Below are 20,344 nucleotides of genomic sequence, written 5' to 3' on the forward strand. Positions count from 1 at the left end.
CCCCCCTTTTTAAGGGAGGAACTGGAATCAAATTCCCCCTTTTTAAGGGGAATTTAGGGGGATCTAAAATGTTTTGCTACTAAGAAAAGGACTTTTCAAACATCCTCTAAGAATAATTCGTAATTAATCCAAATCACCGTGAGCAATCAGAAGTGGGAATACAGAACTTTTCACAACTACTAATTTTTGGCTCTTTTATCGGATTAGTTGGTTGGACTATTACCAATCAGGTTGGACAAACTCAATTTAAAGTGAAAAGTCGTGAAGATTGGCTAATAGATAGTACAGGGTTAACGATTCAAGGAATTTTGATTCCCTTACTACAAGCTACTTTGGTTTATTGGCTTTATCAATATTTACTACCCTCTCAACAAGGATATTTAAAAGTATCAGTAGTTTCGGCTTTTATTATCAGTTTTGTTGTGGTTGATTATTTATATTATTGGAATCATCGTTTATTACATACTAAATTGTTGTGGAAGGTTCACCAAGTCCATCATACTGTTACTCAGATGGATGTATTAGGAACTTCTCGCAATACACTTTGGACAAGTTTGTTAATTATTTATTTATGGATACACACTTTATTTTTGTATCTATTAGCCGATCCAACAGGTTATATACTTGGAGTAAGTCTAACTTCTGCCTTAGATTTATGGCGACATAGTAGCTTGATAATTCCTGAAAGTAGCTGGCTTTATAAATTTTTATCTTCTTGGTTAATCTTACCACAGGATCATGCTTGGCATCATTGCCGCGAAGTCCACAATTATAACTATGGGGCTAATCTGAAAATTTGGGATAAGTTACATGGAACATATTATGAAAGTAAAAACTTGCCATCTATAATCGGAATTCCTAGCTCATTAAACTTTTTCCAAAAACTTTTATTCCCATTTTAATGACAGTTATAAGTAAAATTCTTTCCTTTTTTCCAACCTTTATATTATTGCTAACTGGGGCAGCAATAGTCTACCTCGCCTATTCACCTAACATCTTCAGCATTCTGGCGGTGTTCCTTTTTATTTATGGGCTACCAGTGCTAGTTTACCGCTTGCATGAACGGCTTTATCCTGTGCGGGAAGGCATTAGTTATCTACAAGGTAAAGAATATAGTCCCTGGTGGGGTAGTCATCAAATCCAGGTAATTTATATTGCAATTCCGGTGTTGGAAGCAGTGCTGCGACTGATTCCAGGGGTGTTTTCCTGTTGGTTGCGATTGTGGGGTGCTAAAGTGGGGCGAGATGTATACTGGACAACAAGATTGGAGATTGCCGATCGCAGTTTATTAGAAATTGGCGATCGCGTCGTTATCGGACATGGTGTCGGGATCTATTCTCACATTATTAAACCCCGCAAGCAAAATTTAATGTTGTATGTCAAAAAAGTCAAGATTGGCAGCAATGTTTTTGTTGGTGCTGGATCTAATCTTGCTGCTGGTGTCGTCATTGCTGATGGTTCTTATGTACCAGCAATCAGTAACCTTTATCCTAATCAAAAGGTGCAATAATGCGTCCGATTATTCAGCTTTTTGGGCAAATTCTCGCGCCAACTGCGAGGCGATTTCATCAAGCTTTGGATAACCCAGAGTTAATGCAGACATCTGTACAAAAGGAAATTTGCGATCGGCTAATCAAAAGTGAGTATGGTAAAATTTTGGGAATTCATTCTGTAGATGATTGGCAGCGTGTACCAATCGTAGATTATGATGCACTCGAACCCTGGTTAAATCAGAAACCGCAGCAAATTTCCCTCACACCAGAACCAATTTTGTTCTATGAAAAAACCTCTGGTAGTAGTGGAGCAGTAAAATGGATTCCTTATACTCAATCTTTGCGGCGATCGTTTAATCAGATGTTCTGTGTATGGGCGCATGATTTGATTGTACATGGCCCGAAATTTTCTACAGGCAAGCTTTATGCTTGTATCTCGTCACAATTAAATGTAGCTGATAGCCAAACTTTACAGGATGATTTAGATTATTTAGATGGCTGGTTGCGTTGGTTTTTGCGTCCTTGGTTGGTGATGCCAAATAAACTTAATCGGCTGCATGACGCGAATGTATTTAAACATCAACTGGCTTTGGCATTATTAGAGGCTGAGAAATTAGAAATTATCTCTATTTGGAGTCCTAGTTTTCTCCAAGTACATTTAAAATACATTCAAGAAAATCAGGATTTATTGCGAATAGAATTACACAATCGGATTTCACCTCATCGCCTGCAACTTCTCAGCGAAAGCAATATTCCCTGGATGCAACTCTGGCCAAATTTGAAGCTAATTTCTTGCTGGGATAGCGCCAATGCAGCAGATCAAGCTCAGGGATTAAGATCGCAATTTTCAGGTGTATTAATTCAAGGTAAAGGATTACTAGCAACGGAAGCCCCAATGACGATTCCCTTGATTGTGGCTGGGGGATGTGTGCCAGTTCTGGATGAAGTGTTTTTCGAGTTCGAGGATGATGCTGGTTCACTGCATGGTTTACATGAACTCAACATTGGCAAGGAATACAGGATTATTTTATCCCAGAAAGGAGGATTGTATCGTTATCGAATTGGCGATCGCATCCGGGTAACTCATTACTATCGCCACACTCCCTGTTTAGAGTTTCTCGGACGACATCAAGCTATTAGCGATTTGGTGGGCGAAAAGTTACAAGAAACTTTTGTAAAAAATGCTCTGACTATGTTAAATTTGCAAGAAAATAATTTTAAAAGTTTGATGCCCATTGCCGATCCTCCACACTATATTCTATTACTAGATTCGGCAAAAGAAACCCCACAAACTATTGCCGAACAATTGGATCTAGCTTTATCAGAATCATATCATTACAAAAGAGCTAGAGCCATCGGTCAACTTGCACCACCACAGGTTTTAATCTCTAGTCAAATTTCTGAAATATTAGTTTCCCATCGTATCCGCACTGGAAGTATTTGGGGAGGTATTAAACATCCAATTCTGGCAACTTCACCCATTAGTACTGAACTTTTACAAGAGTTGAAGTTGGAAATTGACCAGAAATAGCTAACCTCTAGATTTTGATGATTTCCTTGCTGTCCTTGTTTATTTAGTAATTTCCCAACAGTCATCATCTGCGATCACCTCTGTGGTAAGTTCATTTCATGGAAGTACTGAAGTCTTAAAAAGCACATTTATAGAGGCGCACAGATGTGCGTAGCGGAGATTGGATGTTTTTTTACTATCAATAAATTAATCTAATTTCGTTCTGTAAATTTTGAAAAATGTAGAAGAATACTACAAGCAGTTCAATATTAGAGATGCAAAATGGCATTGGGCCTCGCAGCGATAACGCATCTCTAAGCGGATTATTGCGATAAGGCGATCGCTAGATGCCATATTGATATACACGGAGACAAAAAAGTGCAAATTACTAAGCGCAACGTTGAGTTAAGAGTCGATGGCAGTTTAATGCGTGTTTATGTTGCGGCTCCTAAAGCAGCAGGAAAATACCCTGGTATTGTCTTCTACAGTGATATTTATCAGTTGGGTGATGCAATGATTCGTCTAGCGAACTACTTAGCAGGATATGGCTATGTAGTAGCAGCACCAGAAATTTTTCACCGAATTGAGCCAGTTGGTTTAGTAATAGAGCCAGACGATCTGGGAAGGATGCGGGGAAATGACGATGCGCGTCGAACCTCCGTAGCTGATTATGATGCCGATTGCCTTGCTGTGATTGAATTTCTGAAAGGAGAGAGTGCAGTTTCTCCAAATCAAATAGGCACTTTAGGCTTTTGTATTGGTGGACATTTAGCCTTCCGCGCAGCATTTCAAAGCGAAATTCGGGCTGCCGTTTGCTGTTACCCGACTGGGATTCCCAGTGGTAAACTGGGTAAACAGGTAGCTGATACAATCCAGAGGGTAAGTGAAATCAAAGGTGAGATGCTAATGGTGTTCGGTACTCTTGATCCTCATATACCAGATAGCGATCGCCAAACCATAATAAAAGCAATTGAGAATGCTAATATACCTCACCAAGTTTTCTTGTATGAAGCAGAACATACATTCATGCGCGACGACGGTTATCGTTATGATTCTAGTGCTACCACCGCAGCTTGGTCTGAAATAATAACTTTTTTGGGACGCATATTTGCAAACTGAAAACTCCTATTATTGCTTTCTTCGCGTCAATTTTGAGTTTTCTGCAAAGCTAATAACCCAGCACCATAAGCAGGTTCATACCTTGGAAAAATCACCTTTACATTAGGAAACTTCTTAACAAGAGACGCTGCAAATCTTTCATGGATCTTGCATCTACCACGCCATACACTTCCCGTTGTGACTACTTCTAAAATTGAGTCAGCACTAAAAATTGCATCAATTACTGTAGATGTAGCTTTTACTAACTCTTTTACAGCATCATCAATGATAATATTTGCTACAATATCACCTGAAGCTGCTGCCAAATCTACAACTGGTGCTAAAGCTGCAATCTGTTTAACTCCCCATTCTCGCCGATATACTACTTCTATTAAATCTTCTATACTTTCCAAATCAAGATGCTGTGTGAAACCCTCTATCAAACTCGTTGATATTTCTCGTCCATCATAAGATTTTAATGCTGCATTCATGCCTGCGATCGCAATTTTATAGGCGCTACCTTCATCTCCTAAAATATAACCCCAGCCACCGACCCGTTTCGTATGTCCTTCATGATTTCGTCCGAAAACTATCGAACCAGTACCTACTGCAACCACAATTCCTACAGGCTGGCCAATTCCACCAACTAAAGCAATTAAAGCATCATTACAAATTACAATATTCGCTGGTTGTAACGCGCAATTAATAAGCAATTTGTTATTCTGTAACTCTTTAACTAAACCTTTCACGACTTCGATATCTGTTGCACGACCTACACCTGCTAAACCCAAACATATCGCATCAATATTCACAGAATTTGTAATTATTGCTGCCTCAACCGCATTTTTAATTGCAGATTGAATAGATTGTAGAGTGGCTTCGATACCTATACTTTGATAATTAGATGGGCCTGCTTCACCGTAACCTAGCACTTGACGCAAATCATCCATCAAGACACAAACAGTCTTGCTACCACCGCCATCTATTCCTAAAACATAACTCATGGGTTGTAATAATATTACTGATTTAGACGCTTTAATTCTTCCTTCAAAGGAATAAAAAAGATAGCAATCATTCCAGGAATAGTAAACAAACAAACCAAGATAAAAAATAATGGATAGCCAAAAGATTTTTGGAGATAACCGCTAACTAATCCAGGTAGCATCATTCCTAAAGCCATAATGCCAGTGGATATGGCAAAATGAGAAGTTTTATATTCGCCTTGGGAAATATACATTAAATAAACACTAAAAGCCGTAAATCCAAAACCATAGCCAAATTGTTCTAATGAAACCAAGGGATATATTAATTTTAACGAAGGTTTAGCATAAGCCATATATACATAAAATATATCAGGCAAGTTTAATGCCAAAGCCATAGGAAATAGACACTTTTTTAATCCATATTTTGAAATTAGCAAGCCTCCTAAAATTCCTCCACAAATCAGGGATATTACCCCAAAAGTACCGTATACTAGCCCGACATCTGACGTTGATAGCCCTAAACCTCCTACTTCTGGTTTGTCCAATAAAAACAAAGAAGCTATCTTGACAAGCATCGCTTCGCCAAATCTGTATAGCAAGATAAAGGCTAAAATACTGATAATTTTATCTTGAGCAAAATATGAGCTAATGATTGACCAAAATGGTATATTTTCTCTAACTTGTATTTGTCGTTGATTATCAGATTCCGGTAATGGTAAAAATAGGCGATGGGAAATAAACAGGATTGCTAAAATTAAAGCTGAGAATCCAATAGCAATAGTCCAACTTAAAGGAATGTTGTTGAGAGATACTTCAAGCTGACCTGCTAAGACTACTAATATTCCAGAACCGAAGATAACAGCCATTCTATAAGATAGTGAGCGAATGCCGACAAAGAAGGCTTGTTGTTCTGGAGATAAAGCGAGGAGGTAGAAGCCATCTGTGGCAATGTCATAAGTTGCAGAAATAAATGCTCCTATTGTTAATGTTGCGAGGGAGATAAAAAAGAAATTTGGCAGTTGTAAGGAGAAGGCTATCAAACCCAAGCAGCAAAACATGGCAAATTGGGTATAAAGTATCCATTTACGTTTGCTAGAGTAAGTATCAACAATTGGGCCCCAAAACATTTTGATGACCCAAGGTAGATAGAGGAAGCTTGTCCAAAGGGCAATTTGGGCGTTATCGATTCCGAGTTTTTTGTAAAAGATTACGGAAACTGTGTTGATGATGATGTAAGGTATGCCGGAGGTGAAATATAGGGTGGGGATGAATGTCCAAGGGGAGGTTGTTTGGTGTTTCATGGATTTGGGGGACGAACCGCGAAGGCGCGAAGTACGCGAAGGAAGAGTTAAGAAGAGAGGATAATGCGTTTGATGCCTTGTTTAAGGATGGGGACGTTAAAGTTGATGAGAAGACCAAGGGGATGTTTGGTCATTTTGAGGTATGAGAGGACTTGAGCTTCGTGGATGGGAGCTAAATTTTGAACGGCTTTTAATTCAACAACTACAACATCGCCAACGAGAAAATCTAATTGTCCTTCGCCAACAGGATGTCCTTTATATTCCACTGCTACTGGATGTTTAGACTTATTAGGTATCCCACGCATTAGAAATTCTAGTTTCAGTGCCTTGTGATACACCTCCTCCAAAAACCCTGGCCCCAACACCCTATGTACCTCAATCGCTGCGCCAATCACAGCATACGCTAGCTGCTCCGGTTTATCACCAAGCTGCCTCATCCTTCTTTCCTCTTCCTTCGCGTACTTCGCGCCTTCGCGGTTCGTTTCCATATAATCCCTCTCCAACCCTGTGGCAAAATTTATTAGAGTCCTTCCTTAGTTTTCCCGCATGACCGCAACCATTCCCAATCTCCCCAGTCTCTACGACCCCTTTTCCACTGAAGCCAAGTGGCAAAAATTCTGGGAAGACAACCAAGTTTACAAAGCTGACCCCAACAAAGGCGGCGAACCCTACTGCATCGTCATTCCCCCCCCCAATGTCACAGGCAGCTTACACATGGGTCACGCCTTTGAAAGTGCCTTAATTGATACCCTTGTGCGCTACCACCGGATGCAGGGACGCAATACCCTATGGCTACCCGGAACTGACCACGCCAGCATTGCTGTCCATAGTATGCTGGAAAAGCAACTCAAAACAGAGGGTAAGACTCGCTACGAATTGGGGCGCGAAAAATTCTTAGAACGCGCTTGGCAATGGAAGGCTGAGTCTGAGGGAACGATTCTGAATCAGCTACGACGCTTGGGTGTCTCGGTTGACTGGTCACGGGAAAGGTTTACCCTGGATGAGGGTTTATCTAAAGCTGTTGTCGAGGCGTTTACTCGCCTCTACGAAGAAGGCTTAATTTATCGTGGAGAATATTTAGTTAACTGGTGTCCCGCCTCTCAGTCGGCTGTGTCTGACGTGGAAGTTGAAAATCAAGAGGTGAATGGAAATCTCTGGCACTTCCGCTATCCCCTCACCGATGGTTCCGGTTTTGTAGAGGTAGCGACAACTCGACCAGAAACGATGCTGGGTGATACGGCTGTAGCAGTTAATCCCAATGACGATCGCTACAAACATCTCATTGGCAAAACTCTAACTCTGCCAATTCTACAACGAGAAATTCCCATTATTGGCGATGAATTTGTTGACCCGACTTTCGGCACGGGTTGCGTGAAGGTAACTCCCGCCCATGACCCGAACGATTTTGACATGGGTAAGCGTCACAATCTGCCGTTAATCAACATTATGAATAAAGACGGCACTCTCAACGCCAATGCTGGGGAATTTCAAGGACAAGACCGCTTTGTTGCTAGAAAAAATGTGGTTTCTCGCCTAGAAGCAGATGGCTTTTTGGTGAAGATAGAAGATTATAAGCATACCGTTCCCTACAGCGATCGCGGTAAAGTACCTATTGAACCCCTCCTCTCAACTCAATGGTTCGTCAAAATTCGCCCCTTAGCTGACAACAGTCTCGAATTCCTCGACCAGCAAACTTCTCCAGAGTTTGTCCCTCAACGCTGGACTAAGGTCTATCGTGATTGGCTAGTAAAACTCAAAGATTGGTGTATCTCTCGCCAATTATGGTGGGGACACCAAATTCCGGCTTGGTACGCTATCAGTGAAACGGATGGACAAATTACTGATAACACGCCGTTTGTAGTGGCAAAGTCGGAAACTGAAGCTTGGGAAAAAGCTAAATCACAATTTGGCAAGAATGTCAAGCTAGAACAAGACCCAGATGTATTAGATACTTGGTTTTCTTCTGGACTTTGGCCGTTTTCGACTTTAGGCTGGCCAGAACAAACTCAAGATTTAGCGACTTACTACCCAACTACTACTTTGGTGACAGGCTTTGACATAATCTTTTTCTGGGTAGCCAGAATGACCATGATGGCTGGGCATTTTACGCAGCAAATGCCTTTCCAAACAGTTTACATCCACGGCTTGGTGCTGGATGAAAAAGGTCAGAAGATGTCAAAGACCAAAGGTAATGGCATTGACCCGTTGTTATTAATTGACAAATATGGTACTGATGCCCTGCGGTATACCCTAATTAGAGAAGTGGCTGGCGCTGGTCAAGATATCCGGCTAGAGTACGATCGCAAAAAGGATGAATCGGCATCGGTGGAGGCATCACGCAACTTTGCAAATAAGTTGTGGAATGCTGCTCGCTTTGTGATGATGAATTTGGATGGACAGACACCGCAACAATTGGGGAACCCAGTAGCCACAGAATTGAGCGATCGCTGGATTATCTCGCGGTATCATCAAGTTATCAAACAAACCAGCAATTACATCGATAATTACGGGTTAGGGGAAGCAGCAAAAGGACTCTATGAGTTTATTTGGGGTGATTTCTGCGATCAGTATATTGAACTGGTGAAATCCAGATTGCAAGCAGATGCCGATCCAGTATCGCGGCGGGTAGCACAGCAAACCCTCGGCTACATATTAGAAGGAATTTTAAAACTGCTTCATCCGTTGATGCCTCATATTACCGAAGAAATTTGGCAAACTCTCACCCAACAACCAGCAGATTCCCCGCAAACTTTACCATTGCAAATCTATCCCCAGATAGATGCAAACCTAATTGATCCAGCTTTAGAAGAACAGTTTGAATTACTGATTGCTACTATCCGCACAATTCGGAATCTGCGCGCAGAAGCGGATATTAAGCCAGGGGTAAAAGTGACAGCGAATTTGCAAACTGAAAGCGAGAAGGAGCGGGAAATTCTCACTGCTGGACAGTCTTATATTAAAGATTTGGCGAAGGTTGAGACTTTAACCATTACTGACAAAGAAAAAAGCCAAATTGTTGCTGCGAAGAAACCTCAGAGGGGTTTGAAGATAATTGGCTTAATTTTTGTGGCCATTGTCTTTGGTAGATTGGGTTTAGCTGCGGGAAATGCCATTGATGACATTCCCATTGTCGGAACTTTCTTTGAATTAGTTGGTTTTGGTTACACAGCTTGGTTTGTTAGCCAAAATTTACTCACTGCTCAAGCGAGAGTTAGGTTATGGGGGCGCTTTTTCCCGCAGAGAGAATTAGAACAACCACAAGAACCAGAAAATGCGATCGCAGGTGTAATTGGTACAATACAAGTGCTAATTCCTCTAAGCGGTGTGGTAGATATTGAAGTTGTACGTGCCAAGCTAGAAAAAAGCTTGAGTAAAGCTGAAGCCGAAGTTCAATCCCTGAGTACCAGATTAAACAATCCTAGTTTCGTAGATAGAGCTAGACCTGACGTGGTACAAGGGGCGCGGGAAGCCTTAGCAGAAGCACAAAAGCAAGCTGAAATTTTGCGCGATCGCCTTCAGGGGTTAATGTAGGCATAGCCTGCGTGGACTAGGATAACTGTAATGGGTAATGGGAGTGTTAATAATGCCAATTACCCATTACCAATTAACAAGATCCAAATATCAATTCTGGGACTTATTATTTTATTAAATTTTTTTAATTTTTAATTTTTAATTGGAGCGAAGCGACCCTCATGCTATATCTAGCCCAGGTGCGTAAAAACGATTTTTTAGACCAGCACCAGTTACGCTTGTTGGCGCGTCAAGAAGCTGATAACTTGTGGGCGATAATTCCAGAAGAGGCTTTCATTCTGCTAGGAAAGGGAAAGAACATGAGTGAGAACTTGCTTGTTTTAGTAGAACTTTCCTCAACAGGCGACATTGAAAGAATAGAAGACGCTACCAACTGGGTACTCCATTTGGTACAAAACTACCTCACCATCGGCATTACCCCAGAGTTTTTGCAGCACGAAGCCGAGCGAGCAGAACATTGGCGGCAATCCTTGACGTTGCAAAACCAAGATTTAGCGAGGCGTTCCTTAGAATTGGAAGCTCGTCGTGAACAAATTCAAGCCTTAGAAGAAAGCCTCAAACGTGAGAAAAACGGTTATCCCCAACAGGAAAGTTAAAAGCCAATATGGTTCAGTTAAGGCTAAAGCTCTTTGTCAAAGTCAATTTTTTTAACGAACCGCCAAGGACGCAAAGAGAAGAAAGAAATGCTTAACTGAACTGTATTGACTTATATGGCATAGGTGAATAAAGCGCAACATCATACAGAATTAGTACAAGTATGCTGTATTCTTAACTTCACCGATAAATTGCTTTTCGAATAAATGCTTAATTTTATTTCCTATTTGCTTTTGGCTCAAGCAGCACTTTCTCCAGCATCTGAACCCCAGGAAATCTTCATTCCGCAACAAACAAGACCTTTACCTGGCCATCTTGATGCAATACCAGTATTTAACAGTAATAACCCAGAAGTAGTTCAGAGTGAAGGTATTCTGCTGTCTACATTTCCTCCTCAAGGCAAAAAAGTGCCAAGCGCACACCTGAACTTTTTATGGAAGGGACGCTTTGATTTGTTTTCTCATCATATTGCTCGAGCCATTGAGACTCCAAATGATTTGCGGACTCTTTATTTAGGGGTGATTGTTTACAATCCAAGCGATCGCCCTGCAACTATAAACATATTGCAAGCAGCCAGTTATGTTAGTCAACCTGATGCACCTTTTCTCAAACTTCCCCCCATACAGTCAAATAATTCGGGAAACATTTACGCTGGGCCTGGCGATCGCGTCATGAATGATGTGCTACGAGGAAAACGGCAGTCAGGATGGCCAGCGCAGTTAGTAATTCCACCAAAACAAAGCCGGATGTTAATGAATCATCCAATTCCAGTGCGTCCTTTAAAACCGCCATTAAATGGACGTTCTACTTTGTTGCGTTTGTACAGTGATAGTCCAGTTTATATGGCGAACCTAGCTATGTTTGCCAAACCCAATCCAGATGCTACTGAACGAGCGCCCACTTTAAAAGAATGGGAAAACTTGTTAGAAAATGGTGATTTTGCGGGGCCGCGTGAACCTGCTCCTAGCCCTCCAAATAATCTTACAGCCACAGCAGAAATTTACGGTCGGGTAGCAGCGGTAGCTGTCGGCTCTCGTTGGCAAGCACAAGTTACCGACTCCAATAGTTCATACCTGACAATTCCTGCTTCAGGACAAGCTTTTTCATACGGTTTAAGTACCCTTTTAGCAGGCAAAATGGGTACTGGACAAAACCAAACTGCCAAACTCGCGGTGCGTTATCCTGGTACTGCTTACGAAGCTCACGGCAACTACGGTATTGAATATAACATCTCGCTACCATTAATCAACAATACCGCCAAACCACAAACTGTAAATGTGCTTTTTCAAACACCTATTAAAGAAGACGACTTAAGTAAACCTGGGCTTCGCTTTTTTTCACCACCCCAACCATCCGTCTTTTTTCGAGGCACAGTTCGTATTCGCTACAATGACGATAATGGCTTACCCAGAACCCAATATTGGCATTTAGTTCAACAACGGGGACAGATGGGAGAACCGCTTGCTCAATTAAAAATGTCTCCAGGCCAGCTGCGAATGGTAAAAGTAGATTTTCTCTACCCACCAGATGCTACACCCCCTCAAATGCTGACAATTCAAACTGTAGACCAAAAATAAGGCAAAGCAAAGAAAGCAGGACTTGCATTCCTTCCAATCCATCTTTATCAAAGTAGTCTACTCAACCTATGTTGTTGCTTTCTTCAAGCAGCGTGTATCCTTACCAGCCTCTTTGCAGTCTTCAAAAACGATTTTTTTATTAACAATTTCTTGCTTTGCATTCAATACCTTTTGCTTAACTGCTTCCGGTATGATTGCTCCAAATTTCCCTAAAAATAATATATCTGGTCTTTCTAAACCAATTGTATATATTTGTCCTTTGATTTGTTTTTGCTTGGCTAATTCTGCTATATAAGCTATGGCTAAATCTAAGCGTTTGACAGCACTGGTTAAAACAGCTTTTGGTGCAACGTCTAATTGATCCTTGGTGTTACCAAAAGCATATACTCCTTTTTCACCTGCTGTTTGTAAAACTGCGGCTGAAGCATTATCTAACCATTGATAGATGACATCAGCCCCAGAAGAAATTAATGCCAGAGTTGCTTCCTTCGCTTTAGAAACATCATCCCAATCACCTGTAAAAGTAGAAGTAATTTGGATATTTGGTTTAACAGACTTTGCCCCTAATTCAAATCCCCGCAGTTCTCCCTCGGTAGCGGGAAACTTCTCTCCAGCAATATAAGCCAATTTATTAGATTTAGTTACAAAAGCAGCGATAATGCCACATAAATAACTAGCTTGTAGGTGATCTATTCGTAAAGAAGCAATATTCTCACCCTTGAGATTACCATTTACTCCCACAAAAAATGTGTTGGGGAACTGTGAGGCGACTTGTTCAATTGCGGCATCAAATTGTCCGCCATGCGCGAAGATGAGATTGTAGCCTTTACGAGCAAAATCTGTTAATACTTCTGTCTGATCTGCTTGTGCTACTTTTTCGACATAGGCAGTTTCTGCACCTAGCTTTTGTTTTGCTAGATTGATTCCTTCATAACCAGATTGATTCCAGCCTTTGTCAGTAATCATCCCAGGGAGAGCGATCGCTATTTTAAACCCTTCAGTACCACCTGTTGTTGTCGCTGTTGGTGTCGTCGGCTTATTACTGCAAGCTTGTACCACTAAGCTGGTAGCAAACGCGGCTGAACCAAACAAGATAAATTCACGCCGACTAAAGTTTGTTGTCATACCTCGCCTTCAGATAAATAGTTATTTGAGTTATTTCAACACTCTAAAGTCGTAGGTGCTATTTTGGAAACAATTTCTCCCGAATTTATAAATTCAGCAAAATCATCGCATTACCTTGACTGTTTGAAGACAGCAGTGATTTATACGATATTTTATTACTTATAAAACCACCAGTCAATCGTAAATAACTCATTTGCAGCCCTGAAGAGCCGGGATTACCATTCTGAGTGATTGGCTGATAATCAATACGGAGAATAAATTTTATAATTCATTAACCGTAAAGGGAACTATGGATGGTAAAAACTCTTGAAGAGATGGGGAAAATTCTAATCTTGCTGCATAATCATCTGTTTGTGATACTTCTAATTCAATTGTTGGCTGATTCTCTTCATCAAAGAGCAATTGAATTTGATAATCTGTCCAGAATTTTTCGCCTAGTTCATCTTCTAAATCGAAAAGGAGTTGTTCATCATCACCCCATATATTCGACCAAAGTACTATCCTATTAGCCCGAAAATGATTTTGACCTGTTGTATCTCCAATTACAAAATATGCTTCGACACTTAAATTAAATTCTAACTCATCGACTTCTGCTTCTGTGATCTTACAGTTAACCACTATTAAAGTATCTGGGTTAACGTTTACTAGCTCCTCTTGACGTTTTAATAATTCTTGAAATACGAAATTCGGCAACAACTGAGAACGCTCTTCAAGTGCTTGCTTTTGAGTTTCTGGGGAATAACGAGTTTTTAATTCTTGTGTGATTAAATTTAAAATATCTTTACTTGCTAAATTGATAACTATCTTTTTATTTGCCGGATTAAGGAAGCATCCTTGATTAAGCTCAATGCGCTTTTTTATTGTCATAGTTCTCTAAAGTACTTTTACTGCGATCGTATCATCTATAAATCAAACTAAAATTTGGTCGCATCATTTTAGCCTTAAGCTACGCCAACACAATCAAATGCGAACAAGCCTTTTTGATATACCCCAAAGACTTGACACACCCACTAAATATTAAAAGCGATCAAATTCGAGTCCGCAGCCTCACATTTTCCCTAGATGATAATCTCGATCGCACAGGTCAAACCTTCTTAAAAAAACTTTTTCTCTTAATCCCTCAGAACTCACACCAATAAATTAGTAAAGGGGATAGATGACATTCGCTTGTGGCGAAGCACCCATCCCCGAATAGCTGCCCAGATCATTAACCTGGAATCTATAGTCCGGTATCTAATCATCCCAGTATGGTCTGAGATATGTCGATTGTCACTGGGATAGATACTGATTTAGAAGATATCTACGAAAAGATAGTTACACGTTACTCTTTTTCACGCCTTCCATACCCAACAGCGCCGTTCCGTAAGCAGCTTCTGTATACACTGACGGTACTACAGGAATCTGCAAATAACGCGCTCTAATCGTAGTCCAAGTATCATTAGCCGCACCACCGCCAGCAGTATAAACACGGCTTAACTTGTCTGCTCCCATTTGCTGTAATAATTCGTACCCTCGTGCTTCTATGCGGGTAATACTTTCTAACAACCCATGCAAAAATTCCACTGGGTTATCTGGGCGTGGTGACAAACGTGGGGCTAAATTGGGATCATTAATTGGAAAGCGATCGCCTACCTTCAACAACGGATAATAATCTAACTCGCTGGCAATTGATGGATCAATCTCACGGCTAAGGCTATCTAACTCAGCGTTGGTGAAAAATTGCTGAAGTACTGCACCTCCAGTATTAGAAGCACCACCAGTCAGCCACAAATCACCCAACCGATGGCTGTAAATTCCATATCTGGCATCTTCTAGACGGGTACGACTTAATAACTTTAGTACCAATGTTGAACCAAGGGAAGTCACGGCTTCACCAGGTAATTTTGCACCACTGGCGAGAAAAGCCGCGATACTATCAGTTGTACCTGCACATACCAGACAATCACGGCTAAAACCAAACTTATCCACAATTTCAGGACGTAATTCGGCAATGGGAGTACCAGGAGTTAAAACTTTGGGTAGCTGAATCGGTATTTGCAGTTTTTCTAGCCATTCTGGGTATTTCAACTCTTCCACGTCATAACCCAGCTTTAAAGCATTATGGTAATCGCTAATTCCCAACTGTCCATGTAGGAGAAACCCCAGCCAATCTGCCTGATGCAGAAAATATCTAGCTTCACTAAAAAAGGGTAATTGCCTCATCCACAAAAGTTTGGCGAGGCTGGAGGTGGCACTCAACACAGTATGATTGGGGGGTGCTATACTCCTCAAATGCTCTAGCAGCAATGATCCCCGCGCATCGTTATACATCATTGGTACGTCTGTTGGATTGCCAGCAGCATCAACAAGCAAGACGGTCGAAGAAGTACCATTAATGGCGATCGCTTTAATTTTTCGCCGCAATTGGTCAGGTATTTGTTCCAGCAGTACAAATAAAGCCTCCTGCCAAATTTTTGGCGTAACGGTGGCTGTTGAGTCTTGGAAGGGATATCTCACCTCAGCCTGAATACAATAGGCTTCCTCGTCAATTACCACGCCGCGTGCGCCAGATGTACCGAAGTCGATACCCAAATACAAATTCATAATTTTTATAAATTTTTTTAATAGAGAATAAATAAGGACTACTGACTAATAACTGCTTTTGTTGCATCTTGTAACAAGATATTCCACAATTCTGGCAAAACAAGGAAAAGTAGTAAACGAACTGTTCAAAATCTATTCAGGTTAGGAGGTTTTCAGCCATGCCTATCTTAGATACTCTGTACATCGCTCAGATATCTTCCATCTCAGACACTCAAGTCTACATCGCTCTAGTTGTAGCGCTGATTCCAGGAGTTCTAGCTTGGCGATTAGCCACAGAACTTTACAAATAAGGCTACGATGTGACACAGTTGAAAAGCTAATAATCCTGGCAGTACGGGGTGCAATTTCCTTTCTTCTTTTGGCGTTATGCCATCAGTAGCGAAGAAACTAGCACTTACGTAAGCCAGGTTATTTTTTAACTGGTGCAACACTTGTAGCTATTTCAAAAAAATGAAGTAATATGACAGCTAAATCAAGCAGTAATTATCGCCAGAGGGCTTTTACAGTGCTTACCTTCACTAAGCGAGGTTATCTTTTAGCATCATGAACGCGATTCAACCCTCCAGACCACCGTTACAACCTATACAAAAACGCCGGGTCATTCCTCGACCAAAGCGGCATCTTCGTCAACGTTCTTACCAGGTGATGGCACTAGAAAGCACAGCCAAGATAGCGGTTAATCTTGTAGTTACAGCCGTAGCAGCATCTGCTTTAGCACAACTTTTGCCCCATCATTGGTTACAGCAAGAAAAGTTGCGAGAAATTAATACTGAAGTCAAGTTGATGGAAGTACATGTCGATGGTTTACAGGTGGAATTTAGCCGTAACTTTGATCCTCAGCAAACTAGAAGAATTATGCAACAACAAGGATTCCGATTTGCTCCTAATCAGCGTCGGGTCGTGTTGATGAATAAGGATCTTAGAGAAGATGAACAAACAGAGTCATCACCTTAAGCTAAATGGCGAATTTGGCATTATTTAGGTTTCTTGTGATTTTGGCTACGTAAAAACCGGGTGCTAATTTATATTATTGCTAATAAATAATGGTTAATAGCTAATGTTTGAATAGCTATGTAGTTATCATCTATTAGTAAAATCCTATTCAAAATTTAATCAATTATTTTGAATTTTGAATTCCCAGTAAGTAGGTCGGCGTAAATAATTATCCTTGGGATCAGCCAGGGGACAAGGAGCAGTAAAAAAGGGCTTGAGCCTTGTTTACTTTTCTTCACGCAATTTGGTTTTATTGTGCCGACTTACTTAGAACTAATCTACCAAATAGGCAGTAGGATGCTCAGGAGATAACAAATCGTTTAGCCAATTTTCGATTTGTAAACGCAAGTGAGAACCAGTAAAGTCCCTAGTTGTTTCGAGAGCAGGCAGTTGGGTGAGGGCACGACGATAATCAGCGATCGCACAATTCCAGTCACCCCAAAGATGGTAAGTTCTGCCGCGTTCAGCCCAGATATGACCTTTTAGTTGACCGAAAAGCTGTGCTAACTCAAAATTCTCAATTGCCTCCTCGTATCGCCCCAGGTCACGCCAGGTAATGCCTCGGTTAATCCACGCCCGAACATAGCCAGGATTCAAATCAATGGCTTGATCGTAGTCGGCAAGTGCTGTTGCTAATTCGCCACAAGCTGCATAGTAATTTGCCCGGTTATTATAAGCACTAGCCAAATGGGGATTAAGTTTCAGGGCGGTGTTATAGTCGTAAAGCGCTTTTTGCCTTTCACCACTTTGGAAATAAATTAGTCCCCGGTTGTTGTAATCAACGGCATTGTGCGGACGGCTGTAAATGAGTTGGCTTAAAAGTGCGATCGCCTCAGCATAGTCACCTTCTTGAGCCGACTTCAAAGCAAAAGAGCGTAAGTAGTTATTCCCTAAAGCAGATGCACTGCGATCGTTTTTCTTATGATCTTGGACTTTACTTGTATTATTTAAAACACATTTATATTGCTTTCTTTGCTGGTCATCGTCAGCTAAAAATGAGTGAATATTCATCTTTCCCTGCCTGAAATCCCTGCTTTGTAAAATTAAATTCTAGTTTTTGCTCGGTAGTGCTTTTACCACTGTGTCTATTTGTAAGGTATTTAGGGTTACAAAAAAGCCATCTAAAGAGAGAACTTTACCTAGCCGCACAAGAAAAATATACGATACGTCCTAAATAAACAATTGCTCCTCAAACCTAATGATGGATACTTGATCCCAGAGGTCAATTCCAGAAATAGCAGATGTCAATCTCAAAGACTAGTCAGGTAGTGAGAGCGACAAATTGGTAGAATGCCAACAAGCCGTTCTTTTAGAGATGAGAAAGAGGGGAGAGGGGCAGAGGGGGACAAGGGAGATGAGGGAGCAGGGGGAGCAGGGGAAGCAGGGGGAGAAAGAATAAAGAACTAATGCCCAATGCCCAATGCCCAATGCCCAATGCCCCATGCCCAATGCCCAATGCCCCAGCATCTAGATTTAATTTTTAAGTTTTGAGAAATTTTCTAATGACAACTGCAATTTCCTATCCCAATGCCCCTGATTTAGCAACCGATGACTACATTGTTCTCGGCTTGGCAACCTGCTTCGTCAAAGAAGATGGAGAAGTTTATCAAATCGAAGTCATAGAACCGATTCCTTCTGCGGCTTTGGAAGCGCTTTTAAAAGGCATTCCTACCTCCTATAAGCTGGCTCATGCAACGACTTTGGCATCTGTCTTGGATGGCGATTCACAATTCCTGCCGGATGGCTTCCCAGAGTCGGCTCAGTTTGGAGAGGAATTTGTGCCGCGAGTATTTGCAGCAGCTCGTACATACAAGCGGCGTGAATCTGCAAAATCCCTAATTCCATTAGGCACAAATTACACTGAATTCAAGTATTCCATTGAGCGCAAACGGGTGCTAAATGCCGCTAGGGTTGTAACAAAAGAAGATAACGTTAAACAACATTCTCACACTCACAAAGTTCTTTAAGTAATTATGCTCAAACTTTACGGTGGCGCTCGTAGTCGGGCCTCAATTGTTCAATGGTATTTAGAGGAAATACAAGTTCCTTACGAATTCGTCAAACTCGATATGCAGGCGGGTGAACACCTTAAGCCTGAATATTTGGCAATTAATCCAGTTGGTAAAGTTCCAGCAATTGTTGATGGGGATTTTCAGCTTTGGGAATCTGGGGCAATTTTGCTGTATCTTGCCGAGAAGTACAGTAAAAGTCCACTTTCATTAGAGGAACGTGCTGTATTTTCCCAGTGGGTGTTATTTGGCAATTCTACCCTAGCTACAGGGATTTTTGTAGAAGCAAATCGGGAGCGAGAAATGCCCCGCTTGTTGAATGCGTTAAATGAAATTTTCAGTAAGCAGCCTTTTTTGCTGGGTAATGAGTTCACTGTTGCTGATGTGGGAGTGGGTTCTATTCTGAGTTATATTCCCATCATGCTGAAGCTAGACCTCAGCCCTTACCCAGAGGTGTTGAACTATATCAAGCAGTTATCTGAGCGTCCGGCATTTCAAAAAAGTATTGGCGGACAGGGTTAGAATAATTCGTAATTCGTAATTAAGAATTAAATTACGAATTACGAATCTTTTAACGATAATTTGTAAATTGCAAAGCAACTGGGTAGTCTTCTTGTTTCAGGCGCTGCATTACTACTTGTAAGTCATCTTTAGATTTGGCAGAAACCCGCACAGCATCACCTTGGATTGAGGCTTGTACTTTTTTGAATTCGTCTCGAATCAATTTGGAAATTTGTTTGGCGATTTCCTGACTGATGCCTTTTTTGAGTTTGATTTCTTGACGGACGCGATTACCGCTAGCTGATTCAACTTTGCCAAAATCAAAGATTTTCTGGGAGAGGTTACGCTTGGCGGCTTTTTCTCGCAGGATGGTATGTACAGAATCTAACGTAAACTCGCTGTCAGTACTAACGTTAATGCTTTCTTCGACCAACTCGACAGTAGTTTGAGTGTCTTTGAGGTCGTAACGACCTTTGATATCTCGTATCACTTGATCGACGGCGTTAACCAACTCTTGTCGGTCAAAGTCGCTCACAATGTCAAAGGAAAATGTAGAAGCCATAAAACATTTTAGATTTTAGATTTTGGATTTTGGATTGGATTTTGGAAAAATTTTTCCCATTCCCCATTCCCCATTCCCCGCTTAATTAGTAGCTTGGATAATGCTCAAGAAGATGAGAGTGGTAGAGCCAAGCATACCAATGGCAAACATGAGCGATCGCAAAAGGGGTATATTCAAAATATAAAAAATCGAGTATAGGAAACGAGCCACCACAAAGGCGATCGCAGCTATTTGCCCCGTAAAAGAATTTACACCAGTTACGTAAGCCATTAATGCGGCTGCGGCAAATACCATAAAGGCTTCAAAGGTGTTCTGATGTGCCCAAGTAGCTCGTTGGGCATAAGGCGGCAATTTATCAAACATGGCGCGAGGAGTAGCAAGCATTTCCTTGCCAATACGCACACGGGCATAAGCTACTACCAAAAATGGCAGGTAAATCAGAACGACAGCAGCAGCAATCGAGTACAAAAAAATTATCATTACT

General features: G+C 41.2%; 20 protein-coding genes. 11 read left to right on the forward strand and 9 right to left on the reverse strand.

Annotation, left to right across the window (positions count from 1 at the left end; genetic code table 11):
* Positions 1-152 precede the first annotated feature (152 nt).
* The 4 genes from ACFFRD_RS06760 (at position 153) to ACFFRD_RS06775 (ending at position 4,122) form a co-directional block, all read left to right on the forward strand.
* Positions 153-902, forward strand: a complete 750-nt coding sequence (locus ACFFRD_RS06760) for a sterol desaturase family protein (RefSeq protein ID WP_392480892.1) — start codon at positions 153-155, stop codon at positions 900-902.
* Positions 902-1,510 carry an acyltransferase gene (locus tag ACFFRD_RS06765; protein WP_392480893.1) on the forward strand — a complete coding sequence of 203 codons (609 nt, stop codon included), beginning with the start codon at positions 902-904 and terminating at the stop codon, positions 1,508-1,510. The genes ACFFRD_RS06760 and ACFFRD_RS06765 overlap by 1 nt, the downstream gene beginning before the upstream one ends.
* On the forward strand, positions 1,510-3,024 hold the full coding sequence (locus ACFFRD_RS06770) for a GH3 auxin-responsive promoter family protein (RefSeq protein WP_392480894.1): 1,515 nt from the start codon (positions 1,510-1,512) through the stop codon (positions 3,022-3,024). The genes ACFFRD_RS06765 and ACFFRD_RS06770 overlap by 1 nt, the downstream gene beginning before the upstream one ends.
* Before the next feature lie 357 nt (positions 3,025-3,381).
* Positions 3,382-4,122: a dienelactone hydrolase family protein gene (locus ACFFRD_RS06775; protein ID WP_392480895.1), complete on the forward strand. Its 741-nt coding sequence runs from the start codon at positions 3,382-3,384 to the stop codon at positions 4,120-4,122.
* 26 nt (positions 4,123-4,148) lie between these two features.
* On the opposite strand, the gene ACFFRD_RS06780 is transcribed toward ACFFRD_RS06775, so the two are convergent.
* From ACFFRD_RS06780 to ACFFRD_RS06790, 3 genes are read right to left on the reverse strand one after another with little or no spacing between them, the layout of a single operon-like run.
* Entirely contained in the window at positions 4,149-5,105 is a 957-nt protein-coding gene (locus tag ACFFRD_RS06780) for an N-acetylglucosamine kinase (RefSeq protein WP_392480896.1), read from the reverse strand.
* Between the two features lie 14 nt (positions 5,106-5,119).
* Positions 5,120-6,385 carry an MFS transporter gene (locus ACFFRD_RS06785; RefSeq protein WP_392480897.1) on the reverse strand — a complete coding sequence of 422 codons (1,266 nt, stop codon included), beginning with the start codon at positions 6,383-6,385 and terminating at the stop codon, positions 5,120-5,122.
* Positions 6,386-6,432: 47 nt separating this feature from the next.
* Positions 6,433-6,873, reverse strand: coding sequence for a GxxExxY protein (locus ACFFRD_RS06790; RefSeq protein ID WP_392480898.1), 441 nt, complete (start codon positions 6,871-6,873; stop codon positions 6,433-6,435).
* Between the two features lie 58 nt (positions 6,874-6,931).
* Here ACFFRD_RS06790 and ACFFRD_RS06795 point away from each other — a divergent pair, with 58 nt between their 5' ends.
* The 3 genes from ACFFRD_RS06795 to ACFFRD_RS06805 all read left to right on the forward strand — a co-directional run bounded on the left by ACFFRD_RS06795 (position 6,932) and on the right by ACFFRD_RS06805 (position 12,087).
* The gene (locus ACFFRD_RS06795) at positions 6,932-9,916 is read left to right on the forward strand and encodes a valine--tRNA ligase (protein WP_392480899.1); all 2,985 of its coding nucleotides are present in this window, start codon (positions 6,932-6,934) and stop codon (positions 9,914-9,916) included.
* Between the two features lie 161 nt (positions 9,917-10,077).
* Positions 10,078-10,512 carry a hypothetical protein gene (locus tag ACFFRD_RS06800; RefSeq protein ID WP_012410997.1) on the forward strand — a complete coding sequence of 145 codons (435 nt, stop codon included), beginning with the start codon at positions 10,078-10,080 and terminating at the stop codon, positions 10,510-10,512.
* 204 nt (positions 10,513-10,716) lie between these two features.
* Entirely contained in the window at positions 10,717-12,087 is a 1,371-nt protein-coding gene (locus tag ACFFRD_RS06805) for a DUF3370 domain-containing protein (protein WP_392480900.1), read from the forward strand.
* Positions 12,088-12,153: 66 nt separating this feature from the next.
* Here ACFFRD_RS06805 and ACFFRD_RS06810 read toward each other — a convergent pair whose 3' ends face one another.
* From ACFFRD_RS06810 to ACFFRD_RS06820, 3 genes are all read right to left on the reverse strand, one after another.
* Positions 12,154-13,212, reverse strand: coding sequence for a BMP family protein (locus tag ACFFRD_RS06810; protein ID WP_392480901.1), 1,059 nt, complete (start codon positions 13,210-13,212; stop codon positions 12,154-12,156).
* Between the two features lie 261 nt (positions 13,213-13,473).
* A complete protein-coding gene (locus tag ACFFRD_RS06815; RefSeq protein ID WP_392480902.1) occupies positions 13,474-14,079 on the reverse strand; it encodes a hypothetical protein in 606 nt (201 codons plus the stop codon).
* Between the two features lie 447 nt (positions 14,080-14,526).
* On the reverse strand, positions 14,527-15,795 hold the full coding sequence (locus ACFFRD_RS06820; protein ID WP_392480903.1) for an FGGY-family carbohydrate kinase: 1,269 nt from the start codon (positions 15,793-15,795) through the stop codon (positions 14,527-14,529).
* A 200-nt stretch (positions 15,796-15,995) separates the two neighbouring features.
* On the opposite strand from ACFFRD_RS06820, the gene psaM reads away from it, so the two are divergent.
* The gene (psaM, locus tag ACFFRD_RS06825; protein ID WP_040630342.1) at positions 15,996-16,085 is read left to right on the forward strand and encodes a photosystem I reaction center subunit XII; all 90 of its coding nucleotides are present in this window, start codon (positions 15,996-15,998) and stop codon (positions 16,083-16,085) included.
* Between the two features lie 253 nt (positions 16,086-16,338).
* Positions 16,339-16,749 (forward strand): hypothetical protein, encoded by a 411-nt coding sequence (locus ACFFRD_RS06830; RefSeq protein WP_179073637.1) that lies wholly within the window; start codon positions 16,339-16,341, stop codon positions 16,747-16,749.
* 312 nt (positions 16,750-17,061) lie between these two features.
* Here the strand turns inward: ACFFRD_RS06830 and ACFFRD_RS06835 are convergent, their stop codons facing one another.
* Complete coding sequence (locus ACFFRD_RS06835; protein WP_392480904.1) at positions 17,062-17,799, reverse strand: tetratricopeptide repeat protein; 738 nt, start codon at positions 17,797-17,799, stop codon at positions 17,062-17,064.
* Positions 17,800-18,290: 491 nt separating this feature from the next.
* Here ACFFRD_RS06835 and ACFFRD_RS06840 point away from each other — a divergent pair, with 491 nt between their 5' ends.
* Positions 18,291-18,755: a hypothetical protein gene (locus ACFFRD_RS06840; protein WP_392480905.1), complete on the forward strand. Its 465-nt coding sequence runs from the start codon at positions 18,291-18,293 to the stop codon at positions 18,753-18,755.
* Positions 18,756-18,761: 6 nt separating this feature from the next.
* Positions 18,762-19,319, forward strand: coding sequence for a glutathione S-transferase family protein (locus tag ACFFRD_RS06845; protein WP_114086051.1), 558 nt, complete (start codon positions 18,762-18,764; stop codon positions 19,317-19,319).
* A gap of 49 nt (positions 19,320-19,368) precedes the next feature.
* Here the strand turns inward: ACFFRD_RS06845 and ACFFRD_RS06850 are convergent, their stop codons facing one another.
* Together ACFFRD_RS06850 and ACFFRD_RS06855 are read right to left on the reverse strand one after the other, a co-directional pair.
* On the reverse strand, positions 19,369-19,860 hold the full coding sequence (locus ACFFRD_RS06850; RefSeq protein ID WP_114086052.1) for a YajQ family cyclic di-GMP-binding protein: 492 nt from the start codon (positions 19,858-19,860) through the stop codon (positions 19,369-19,371).
* An 81-nt stretch (positions 19,861-19,941) separates the two neighbouring features.
* Positions 19,942-20,340, reverse strand: coding sequence for an MAPEG family protein (locus ACFFRD_RS06855; protein ID WP_392480906.1), 399 nt, complete (start codon positions 20,338-20,340; stop codon positions 19,942-19,944).
* Between the last annotated feature and the right edge of the window lie 4 nt (positions 20,341-20,344).

Source organism: Nostoc sp. C110 (assembly GCF_043099725.1).
GTDB lineage: Bacteria > Cyanobacteriota > Cyanobacteriia > Cyanobacteriales > Nostocaceae > Nostoc > Nostoc muscorum_A.